Annotated in this window: 11 protein-coding genes; 6 read left to right on the forward strand and 5 right to left on the reverse strand. The window is 75.9% G+C overall.

Annotated features, from left to right (window positions below):
• Positions 1-97 precede the first annotated feature (97 nt).
• The gene (locus tag AB0F18_RS18395) at positions 98-1,303 is read left to right on the forward strand and encodes a PP2C family protein-serine/threonine phosphatase (protein ID WP_362061529.1); all 1,206 of its coding nucleotides are present in this window, start codon (positions 98-100) and stop codon (positions 1,301-1,303) included.
• A gap of 4 nt (positions 1,304-1,307) precedes the next feature.
• Here AB0F18_RS18395 and AB0F18_RS18400 read toward each other — a convergent pair whose 3' ends face one another.
• From AB0F18_RS18400 to AB0F18_RS18410, 3 genes are all read right to left on the reverse strand, one after another.
• Positions 1,308-3,425, reverse strand: coding sequence for a SpoIIE family protein phosphatase (locus AB0F18_RS18400; RefSeq protein ID WP_362061532.1), 2,118 nt, complete (start codon positions 3,423-3,425; stop codon positions 1,308-1,310).
• A gap of 128 nt (positions 3,426-3,553) precedes the next feature.
• The gene (locus AB0F18_RS18405) at positions 3,554-4,051 is read right to left on the reverse strand and encodes a hypothetical protein (RefSeq protein WP_362061535.1); all 498 of its coding nucleotides are present in this window, start codon (positions 4,049-4,051) and stop codon (positions 3,554-3,556) included.
• A 176-nt stretch (positions 4,052-4,227) separates the two neighbouring features.
• Positions 4,228-4,479 carry a hypothetical protein gene (locus tag AB0F18_RS18410; protein WP_362061538.1) on the reverse strand — a complete coding sequence of 84 codons (252 nt, stop codon included), beginning with the start codon at positions 4,477-4,479 and terminating at the stop codon, positions 4,228-4,230.
• A gap of 179 nt (positions 4,480-4,658) precedes the next feature.
• Here AB0F18_RS18410 and AB0F18_RS18415 point away from each other — a divergent pair, with 179 nt between their 5' ends.
• The 4 genes from AB0F18_RS18415 (at position 4,659) to AB0F18_RS18430 (ending at position 7,823) form a co-directional block, all read left to right on the forward strand.
• Entirely contained in the window at positions 4,659-5,864 is a 1,206-nt protein-coding gene (locus AB0F18_RS18415; RefSeq protein ID WP_362061541.1) for a sensor histidine kinase, read from the forward strand.
• Complete coding sequence (locus AB0F18_RS18420; protein ID WP_362061544.1) at positions 5,861-6,526, forward strand: response regulator transcription factor; 666 nt, start codon at positions 5,861-5,863, stop codon at positions 6,524-6,526. Before AB0F18_RS18415 ends, AB0F18_RS18420 begins: the two co-directional genes overlap by 4 nt.
• Before the next feature lie 117 nt (positions 6,527-6,643).
• Positions 6,644-6,949: an SHOCT domain-containing protein gene (locus AB0F18_RS18425; protein ID WP_362061547.1), complete on the forward strand. Its 306-nt coding sequence runs from the start codon at positions 6,644-6,646 to the stop codon at positions 6,947-6,949.
• Between the two features lie 106 nt (positions 6,950-7,055).
• Positions 7,056-7,823 carry an SOS response-associated peptidase gene (locus tag AB0F18_RS18430; protein WP_362061550.1) on the forward strand — a complete coding sequence of 256 codons (768 nt, stop codon included), beginning with the start codon at positions 7,056-7,058 and terminating at the stop codon, positions 7,821-7,823.
• A 9-nt stretch (positions 7,824-7,832) separates the two neighbouring features.
• On the opposite strand, the gene AB0F18_RS18435 is transcribed toward AB0F18_RS18430, so the two are convergent.
• Both AB0F18_RS18435 and AB0F18_RS18440 read right to left on the reverse strand, forming a co-directional pair.
• Positions 7,833-8,441, reverse strand: coding sequence for an HAD family phosphatase (locus AB0F18_RS18435; protein ID WP_362061553.1), 609 nt, complete (start codon positions 8,439-8,441; stop codon positions 7,833-7,835).
• Positions 8,442-8,445: 4 nt separating this feature from the next.
• Positions 8,446-9,201, reverse strand: coding sequence for a DeoR/GlpR family DNA-binding transcription regulator (locus AB0F18_RS18440; protein WP_362061556.1), 756 nt, complete (start codon positions 9,199-9,201; stop codon positions 8,446-8,448).
• A 71-nt stretch (positions 9,202-9,272) separates the two neighbouring features.
• Between AB0F18_RS18440 and AB0F18_RS18445 the strand changes: the two genes are divergently transcribed.
• Positions 9,273-10,469: MFS transporter (locus AB0F18_RS18445; RefSeq protein ID WP_362061559.1), on the forward strand; the 1,197-nt coding region annotated here is incomplete at its 3' end.

A 10,469-nucleotide genomic window follows, 5' to 3' on the forward strand; every position in this document is an offset into this window, starting at 1 on the left:
CCGCCCGGCGCGCTGCCCCGCCCACCGCGCCCGGGCTGGTGGAATGGACCGTCCGACGGCCGCGGGGCCGCCGGACGGGCGCAGGAGCGGAGGAGACGTGTCGGATCACGACGGCCGGCCCACCGGCCGGACCCCGCACCAGGCGCCGTCGCCGGCCGAGACCCTGGAGGCGATCGGCACCGGCGACGACGAGGGCACCACCTGCCGGGAACTCGCCGCGTTCCTCTTCCGCACCCTGTGCGACGCGGCGGCCGTCGACCTGACCGCCGAGGGCCGCACCGAGCGCGTCGCCGTGGCCGGGGCGGCCGGCCTGATCCGCCCCCCGGCCCCCGCCCCGGTGCCCGGCGGGCGGCCCGCCGTCCGTGCCGTCGACGAGGGCCACCCGCTGCGCAGCTGGACCCTGAGCCCGGGCGGCGCCCCGGTGCACGGCCTGTCGGTGGCGCTGGCCCGGCACGGGACCTCGTACGGCACCCTCCTCGTGGCGCGCACCGGTGAGGCCTTCACCGACCACGAGGCCGCGGCCCTGCACTTCGCGGCGCGGGTCGCCGCCGTGCACATCCGCCACGCCCGGCGGCTCGCCGCCACCGAACGCGTGGCGCTCAACCTCCAGCGGGCCCTCGTCGCCGACCCCGGCCGGCCGCACCCGAACCTGCTGATCGCCGGCCGCTACCTGCCGGTCGGGCCGAGCACCCTGGTCGGCGGCGACTGGTTCGAGACGGTCCGGCTGCACTTCGGCCGGACCCTGCTGGTGGTCGGCGACGTGATGGGCCACGGCCTGGACGCCGCCGTGGACATGAACGCCTACCGTTCCACCCTGCGCGAGGTCGCCTCCACCGAGCTCGCCCCGCACCGGGTCCTGCGCCAGCTCGACTCCCTGGTGGCCGAGGACGCGGCGCGCCGCCCCGCGACCTGTCTGCTCGCCCGGGTGGACCCGGCGCGCGGCATCGTCCTCTTCGCCAGCGCAGGCCACCTGCCGCCCGCGGTGTTCGCGGCCGACGGCACCGGCCGGCTGCTGGACGTACCGGTCGGCCCGCCGCTGGGCACGGGCCTGGGGGGCTACGAGTCGGCGGCGCACCCCTTCACCCCCGAGGAGACCCTGGTCCTCTACACGGACGGGCTCGTCGAGCGGCGCGGCGAGGACATCGACGCCTCCCTGGCCCGGCTGACGGCCCTGCGCCTGCCGGCCCGCGCGAGCGCGGCGGAGGCCGTGGACGCGCTCGTCGCGGGCCTCGACGCCCGCCACGCCGAGGACGACGTCGCCGTCCTGACGGCCCGTATCCGCTCCCGGCCCGCGCACCCCTGACCCGTCACGCGTGGGCGCGGGCGATGAGCAGGGCGACGTCGTCGTGCGTGTCGGGGCGGCGCAGGGCGGACAGGAGCAGGTCGCAGGTCTCCTCGATCGGGCGGTGCGGACCGGCCAGCAGGTCGGTCAGCGTCAGCAGCCGGGTGTCGATGTCCTGGTCGCGGGTCTCGACCAGCCCGTCCGTGTAGAGGACCAGCTCGTCGCCCTCGCCGAGGGTGAAGGCGGAGGTGTGGAAGGGGACGCCGCCGACGCCCAGGGGCACGGCCGTCGTCAGCTGCAGCAGCCGCGGATGGCGTCCGCTGCGCAGGTGCACGGGGGGCAGGTGGCCGGCCGTGGCGATGTGGCACAGCCGCGAGTGCGGGTCGTAGACGGCGTAGACGCAGGTGGCCATGGCCTCGCCGAGGTCGGCGGTCGCCGCGTCGAGGTGGGTGAGGACGGTCGCCGGGTCGAGGCCGAGGCGGCCCAGCGCCCGGGCCGTGGCGCGCAGCTGCCCCATGGTCGCGGCGGCGTTGATGCCGCTGCCCATCACGTCGCCGACGACCAGGGCGGTCCGGTCGCCGGTCAGCGGGATGACGTCGAACCAGTCGCCGCCGGTCTCGTCGGCCGCCCCGGCCGGCTGGTACCGGTAGGCGATGTCCAGTCCGGGGGCGTCCGGCGGGTGCTGCGGCAGCAGGTGGCGCTGGAGGGCGAGGGCGGCGTGCCGCTGGCGCTGGTACCAGCGGGCGTTGTCGATGGACACGGCGGCGTGGGCGGCCAGTTCGGAGGCGAGCAGTACGTCGTCCTGGCCGAACGGCACGGGGTTGCGGGCGCGCTTGAGGTCGAGCGTGCCCAGCACCTGGCTGCGGGCGATCAGCGGGACCGCGAGGTAGGAGTGCACCCCCGCCTCCCCGAGCAGCCGGGCGGCGTTCTCGTCGCGGGCGATGCGCGGCAGGTCCTCCGGGGAGACGTGCGGTACGAGGACGGGCCGGGCGGTGCCGGCGCAGCGGGCCACCAGCCGGTCGGTGCGGTAGAGGGCCACGTCCCCGACGGGGTCGGCGGCCTCCTCGGCGGGGGTGCGGTAGGCGGCCTTCACCGCCAGCGCCCGGAACCGTACGGCCCGCTCGGCCGGTCCGTCGCCGGGGCGGCCGCCCGTCAGCACGGTGTCGAGGACGTCGACGGCGGCGATGTCGGCGATCTCCGGCACGGCGACGTCGGCCAGCTCCCGTGCGGTGATGTCCAGGTCGAGGGTGGTGCCGATGCGCACGGAGGCGTCCGCGATCAGTGACAGGCGGCGCCGGGCGTGGGCGGCGGAGACGGCGGCCCGGTGCTGTTCGGTCACGTCGACGACCGACACGGCGACGCCGATCACCCGGGCGGACTGGTCCTCCAGCCGGTAGATCGACACCAGCCAGGCGCGCTCGCCGGTGTCCTCGGAGATCCGGCCGGTGGTGAAGTTGTCCAGTACCGGCACGCCGGTCTCCATGACCTCGCGCATCCGGGCCTCGACGGCCAGGGCGTCCAGGAAGGGCAGGATGTCCCCGATCCGCTGGCCGAGGTGCCGTTCGGAGGGTACGCCGTTGATCCGCTCCAGGGCCGGGTTGACCAGGACGTACCGCAGGTCGGTGTCGAGGACGGCCAGTCCGATGGGGGACTGGTCGACCATCCGCAGGGAGAGGGCCAGGTCGCGTTCGACCCGGCGCAGGGTGGCCTGCTCGGAGGCGAGCCCGAGCGCGTACATCCCGCCGTGGTCGGCCTGGAGCCGCATGTTGCGGAACTCGACGAGGACGGTGTGACCGTCGCGGTGGCGTACCGGGAAGGAGCCGGCCCAGGCGCCCTCGCCCGCCATCACCTGGGCGAACAGGCCCAGGACCTCGTCCCGGTTCTCCTCGTCCACCAGCAGCGTCGCCGCGAACCGGCCCAGCGCCTCCTCGGCCGGGTAGCCGAAGAGGACGGCGGCCTGCGGGCTCCACAGGCTGATCCGGCCCTCCGAGTCGAGGACCACCGCGGCCACGCCGAGGACGTCGAGGAGGCCGCCCGCCGACGGGGATCCGGCCGGCCGGGACGGGGCCGGTGGGGCGGGCGGGGTCGCAGGGGTGTCCTCCCCGGGGCCGTCGGCCGGCGGAGCGGGCTGCGCATCGGCCATCACCGGCCTCCTCACCCGGACGGAGCTCCTTCCATGCTGATGCCCCGGATCCGGCCCGGCGACCCGGCGGGGGCCATCGGGGAGGGGCCGGGGCACCGCCGCGTGCGCGCGGTGCCCCGGCCGGACGGTCAGTGGAAGAGCATGGAGGCGCCCCCGGCCGCCGTGGTGACGGAGCCCGGGCACAGGAAGCTGCCCGAGGCCTTGGTGGCGGTGAAGGCGCGGTTGACGTACTTGCGGGTGGTCCCGTCGCGGTCCCACACGATGTTGGCGGCCTTGTAGCGGCAGGAGATGAAGCTCTGCTGGCCGGTGATGTCGATCAGGTCCGTACGGGCGGTGGCGGTCGCGTCGTCGAACGTGAAGGCCGGGTCGTTGTTGAGGGAGGCGGTGATCCCGCCGTCGCAGGAGAGGTTGCCGCCGGGCTTGTTGATGCTGGTGCGGTCGACGGTGAGGGCGGTGGGGGGATTGGCGCTGGTGCGGGCGTTGGTCCAGGTGCAGGTGTTGCCCGAGACCACGATGACGCCGTCGGCCTTCTGGTCGGCGGCGGGGCCGAGGGCGGCGGCGCTCGTGACACTGCCGGCGGTGGCCGCGAGGGCCAGGGCCGCGATGGCGAGTTTCGCGCGGTGCATCATGTCGCTCCTCCGTGACACGTCCTTGTGGGGGTGTGGTGCGAGGGCGGTACCGAGTGCGCCAGGGAGCGTGCCACAGGGGTCTTGAGAAGTCAGGAGGGATGTCATGCGCGTGTCAACCATGGCCGGAAAACGGCGGTCGCGGGGGTGGGGCCGGGTCGGGGGAGGGGCGGGGGTCAGGGGACGTCGGTGTCCGCCGGCTCCGCCTCGTAGACGTGCGGGGCGTCGCCCTGCCACTCGATCAGCGGGAGCGCGCCGCCGAGGACCACCTCGTCGGGGTCCGGGACCTCGGCGCGGCGCAGGAACTCGATGACGTCGGGGTCCGTGTGCGCGACGCCGAGGACCGTCTCGCGGCCCTCGGCGCGCAGGCTCACCCGGCGGCCGCCCGACGGGGAGATGCGGTGTACGACGATCGGCGCGTGCTCCATCCCTCCACCCTGGACGCGGCCCGGGACGCACGCATCCGGACGCGATCGGCACCGGCGCCCCGGGCGGCGTACCCGGTGTACCGACGGGCGGCGTACCCCGGTGTACTACCGGGGGAGTACGGCGGGAACGCTACGCAGGGGTGACGCCGGTGACGGGAGCGCCGGTCTAGCGTGACGGTATGGAAACGCGGAGCGCACGCCCGGGACCCCCGTGGCGGCATTGGGTGGAGCGGACCGGGCGGGGCCCGGCCTGGCGGTCCGCGCTGTTCGTCGCGGTCCTCGCCCAGGCCGGCTCCGGATGGGCCGCGCAGGCGCAGACCGGCCGGGTGCCGCTGGACGCCTTCGCCCGGATCCTGCTCCTGCTCGGGCCCGCGCTGCTCGTGGTACGCCACCGCCACCCGGTCGCCGTGGCGTACGGGGTCGGGGCCGTCACGCTGGTGTACGTCGGGGCCGGCTTCCCGGCCGGGCCGGTCTTCGTCAGCCTGGCCGTGGCCTGCTTCGCCGCCGTCACGGCCGGGCACCGCAAGGCCGCCTGGGGCGCGGTCGGCCTGCTCTGGGCCGGGCACCTGCTGATCGGTCACTGGCTCTACCGGTGGCTGCCGCCCGCCGGGGACGGACCCGCCCCCTGGGGGCAGGAGCTGGGCGTCACCGCCTGGGTGCTCGCGATGCTCGCCGTCTCGGAGCTGGTCCGCGCACGCCGCGAGCAGTGGTCCCGCGAGCGGGCCGAGCGGGCGGCCGCAGCCGGCCGCCGGGCCGACGAGGAGCGGCTGCGCATCGCCCGCGAGCTGCACGACGTGCTCGCCCACAGCATCTCGGTGATCAACGTCCAGGCCGGGGTCGGACTGGCCCTCCTCGACACCGACCCCGAGCAGGCCCGTACGGCGCTGACCACCATCAAGGCCGCCAGCAAGGAGGCCCTCGGAGAGGTCCGCCAGGTACTCGACACCCTCCGCGCCCCCGGCAGAGCCCCGCGCGCCCCCGCCCCCGGTCTCGACCGCCTCCCCGAGCTCGTCGAACAGGCCGCCGCCACCGGGCTCGCCGTCGCCACCGATACCGTGGGGCGGGCCCGTGCCCTGCCGCCCGGCGCCGACCTCGCCGCCTTCCGCATCCTCCAGGAGGCGCTGACCAACGTCGTACGGCACTCCGGTTCGCGCACCGCCCGCATCCGCATCGGCTGGCGGCCCGACACCCTCGAACTACGCGTCGACGACGACGGCCCGGCCACCGGCAGCCCCGCCGGAGGCAGCGGCAACGGCCTCGCCGGAATGCGCGAGCGGGCCGCCGCACTCGGCGGCAGGATCGAAGCCGGCCAGCGCCCCGACGGCGGCTTCCGCGTCCGGGCGACCCTCCCCCTGAAGCCCGCCCCGTACCGGGAGGACCCGTGATCCGCGTCCTGCTCGCCGACGACCAGCTGCTCGTACGGGCCGGCTTCCGGGCCCTGCTCGACGCCCAGCCCGACATCGAGGTGACCGGGGAGGCGGCCGACGGACGGGAGGCCGTCCGGCTGGTCCGCGAACTGCGCCCCGACGTCGTGCTCATGGACATCCGCATGCCCGTGCTCGACGGGCTCGCCGCCACCCGCGCCCTCACCGGCGACGGCGCGCTCACGGACGTGCGGGTGGTCATGCTGACCACCTTCGAACTCGACGAGTACGTCTTCGAGGCCATCCGCGCCGGCGCCTCCGGCTTCCTGGTCAAGGACACCGAGCCCGAGGAACTCCTGCGCGCGGTGCGGGCGGTGGTGGCCGGGGACGCGCTGCTCTCCCCGGGCGTCACCCGCCGCCTGATCGCCGAGTTCGCCGCCCGCTCCCGCGCACCCGCCTCCGCCGGGGGGCTGGAGCGGCTCACCGACCGCGAGCGGGAGGTCATGGCCCTGGTCGGCATGGGCCTGTCCAACGAGGAGATCGCCCGCCGCCTGGTCGTCAGCCCGCTCACCGCGAAGACGCACGTCAGCCGGACGATGGTCAAGCTCGGCGCCCGGGACCGCGCCCAGCTGGTGGTCCTGGCCTACGAGTCGGGGCTGGTCCGCCCCGGCTGGCTCGGCTGACCCGTACTCCGGCGGAAGTACCCGAGGTGCAGCCGCCCGTACGACGCCCCGGACCCCCTCCCGGAGCCAGTCTCGTCACACGAAGGGACACCGGCACTTCCGAGGAGCTGAAACGCCATGGACACCCTCACCACCCTCACCACCCTCGCCTACGACGGGCCCGGCCCGTGGATCCTGTTCGTCCCCCTGATCTGGGCGGCCGTCGTGGTCACGGTCCTCACCGTGCTGCGCCGCACCGTCTGGCGCGGCGGCCGCCGCGCACCGTGGCAGACCGCCCGGGCGGCCGCGTACACCGAGCAGTCGCCGATCGCGATCCTGGGCCGGCGCTTCGCCTCCGGCGAGATCGACGAGGACGAGTACTGGCGCCGGCTGTCCGTCCTGGACGAGCAGTTCGGCCGCACCCTCAAGGACGGTCCGGTGTGACGGCGGCCATCGGCCTACTCCCGGCACGACCTGTACGTCCGAGACCGCACCCGGGCCCGGTGGCGCCTCACGCCGCCGGGCCCGGGCCGCGTGGCACGCTGGAGCCATGTGCGGCCGCTACGTCTCCACCCGCAGCCCCGAGGACCTGACGAGCCTCTTCGACGCCACCGCGCCCGGCGCCGGCCCCGTCCTCCCGCCGAGCTGGAACGTCGCCCCGACCGACCAGGTCTGGGCCGTCCTGGAGCGCGCCGACCGGGAGAGCGGGGTCCTGGAGCGGCAGCTGCGGGCCCTGCGCTGGGGGCTCGTGCCGTCCTGGTCCAAGAGCGCGGACGGCGGCGCCAGGATGATCAATGCCCGGGTCGAGACGGTGGGGGAGCAGCCCGCCTACCGCCGGGCCTTCGCCAAACGCCGCTGCCTGCTGCCCGCCGACGGCTTCTACGAGTGGCAGGCGGTCCCGGCGACCGCCACCGCGAAGGCCTACAAGCAGCCCTACTTCATCAGCCCGCAGGACGGCTCCGTGATGGCCATGGCGGGCCTGTACGAGTTCTGGCGCGACCCCGCCGTCACGGACCCCGACGACCCGGCCGCCTGGTGGTCCACCTGCACCGTCATCACCACCGAGGCCACCGACGCCGCCGGCCGCGTCCACCCCCGGATGCCCCTGGCCCTGGCCCCCGCCGACTACGACGCCTGGCTCGACCCCGCGCACGAGGACCCGCACGCCCTGCGCGCCCTCCTCGCCACCCCGGCCGGCGGCCGCCTGGAGGCCCGCGCGGTCAGCACGGCGGTCAACAGCGTCCGCAACAACGGCCCCGAACTCCTCGCCGACGCCCCGGCGCGGCCGCCCGCCCCTCCCGGGGAACGCCGCCCCTGACCACCGGGCTCAGGACAGCCCGAGCACCGCGCGGAGTGCGGCCGCCGAGGTGAACACGTGGCCCTGCATGCCGAGGGATTCGGCGGCCCGGACGTTCTCCTCGCGGTCGTCGACGAACAGCACGCCGCCCGCCGCCACCGCGAGCTCCCGCAGGCACCACTCGTACGCCGCCGGCTCGGGCTTGGCGTGGCCGATGCGGCAGGACAGGGCGCGCACCCGGAAATGCGCGAGCCAGGGGTGGTGGCGCTCGTAGTGGGCGGCCAGCTCCTCCGGGATGTTCGACAGGAGGGCGACGGTCCGCCCGGACGCCGCCAGTTCCCCGATCAGGGCCACCATCTCCTCGTCCACCGCGCTCCAGCTCGCGACGTCGGCCTCGACGAGCGCGGCCGTCCGGTCCGCGTCGAAGCGGGTACCGAGGGCGTCGGCGACCAGGCCCCAGTATCCGGGGCCGGTCACCCGGCCGCTGTCGTAGGGCGGCCGCAGGGACCAGTAGGCCTCCCAGAGGGCGGCCTCGGGCACCCCGGCCGTCTCGGCGATCCGGGCCTTGCCCGCCGGGGACTGCAGCCGGGCGATGACGCCGAACATGTCGAAGAGCAGGGTCGCGGGGGTCTCGGTCATCCCGTCACACCTTTCGTACAGTGACGCCGGCCGCGGCCAGCGCGTCGGTCGCGTCCTGCGGCGCCGCCTGGTCGGTGACGACGGCGTGCAGCGCCGAGGCCGGCAGGACATGGGCCAGGGCGGTGCGGGAGAGCTTCGCGGACTCGGTGACGGCGACGACCCTGCGGGCCGAGGCGATCGCCGCGCGCTTGACGGCGGCGTCGGCCAGGTCGTAGGCGGTCAGCCCGTCGGCCGCCGTCAGGCCGCAGCAGCCGATCACCGCTGTGTCGAAGCGCAGGGCGGCGAGCGAGGCCTCGGTCAGCGGCCCGGTCAGGGCGAGCTCGCCGCGGCGCGGCGCCCCGCCCGGCAGCAGCAGCGTCAGGCGGGGCGCGTCGGCCAGGGCGTTGGCGGCGTGCAGCGACAGCGGCATCACCGTCAGCCTGCGGTGGTGCAGGGCGCGGGCCACCTCCAGGCAGGTGGTCCCGCTGTCCAGGACCACCGACTCCCCGTCCGCCAGCAGGGCGGCGACCTCGGCGGCGAGGCGCCGCTTGACCTCCAGCCCGTCCCGGGCGCGCAGCGGGAACGGGGTCTCCTCGCCGCGCAGCAGCAGGCTGCGGGCCCCGCCCCGGTACCGCTCCAGCACCCCCTGCTCGGCGAGGGCCTCCAGGTCGCGGCGGATCGTCATCTCGGAGGCGCCGGTGAGCTCCGCGAGCTCGGCGACGCTCCGGCTGCCACTGGCGCGCACGGCGTCGGTGATCTGCCTCAGGCGTTCTGCACTCATCCCCCGATTGAACATTCTGTGTGTTTGAAACGCAAGCTTCGAACATTGAACATGTTTGTTATGTTCGTTTCATGGAGACGGAGAAAGCCGCACCGACGGCCGCACTCAGAAAGGCGCGAAGGGCGACCACCGCCTGCTTCGCGCTCAACGGATTCGTCATGGGCATGTGGATCGTCCACATCCCCCTCGTGGAACGGCGCACGGGCGTCGGCCACGCCCTGCTCGGCTGGCTCCTGCTGCTCCTCGGAGCCGGGGCCTTCGCCGGGATGCGGCTGGCCGGCCCGCTCACCGACCGCCTCGGCGCCCGCCTGGCCGTCCCCGCCGGCGCGGCCCTGTGCAGCGCCGCGGTGGTGCTGCCCGCCCTGGCCCGCGACGCCCCTTCCCTGGGCGGGGCCCTGCTGCTGCTCGGCTTCGGCAACGGATGCCTGGACGTCGCCATGAACACCCACGCCGTCCAGGTGGAACGCAGCTACGGGCGGCCCGTCATGTCGGCCTTCCACGCCGTGTTCTCCATCGGCGGCGTGCTCGCCGCCCTGGCCGGGGCCCTCGCGCTCGGCACCGGCCGGCCCCCCGCCGTCACCCTGGGCGCCACCGCCCTCGGCGGGCTCCTCCTCGCCCTCCTCGTCGCCCCGGCCCTGCTGCGCGCGGAACCAGCGGCCGCCCCCGGGCCGCGGCCCGCCGCGCGGACCCGCCGCCGTACGCCGCCGCGCATCCGGATGCTGGCCGTGCTGGCCTTCCTCCTGATGCTGTGCGAGGGCGTAGCCAACGACTGGAGCGTGCTCCACCTCCGGGACTCCTTCGGCGCGCCCGCCGCCACCGCCGCCCTCGCGTACGGGGCCTTCGCCACCGCCATGACCGCGGGCCGGCTCCTCACCGACCGCCTCGCCGCCCGGATCGGCCCCGTCGCCGTCCTGCGCCGCGGCGCCGCGCTCGCCGGGGCCGGCCTCGCCCTGGCCGTCGCGGCGCCCGCCGTACCGGTGGCGCTGGCCGGCTGGACCCTCTTCGGCGCGGGCCTCTCCGGCTGCGTCCCGCAGCTGTTCAGCGCCGCCGGCCACGCCGACCCGGACGCCGCCGGGGCCAATGTGTCGCGCGTGGCCGGCCTCGGCTACCTCGGCATGCTCGCCGGCCCCGCCGTCATCGGCCCGCTCACCCGCCTCGTGCCGCTCGGCCCGGCCCTGCTGCTGCCGGTTGCCTGCTGCGCCTTCGCCGCCCTGGCCGCACCGGCGCTCCGCCCGGCCCCGGCCACCGCCGCCGCGGCCGCGGCGGCC

Origin of the sequence: Streptomyces sp. NPDC029216 (assembly GCF_040648015.1) — a bacterium.
Taxonomy (GTDB): Bacteria; Actinomycetota; Actinomycetes; order Streptomycetales; family Streptomycetaceae; genus Streptomyces.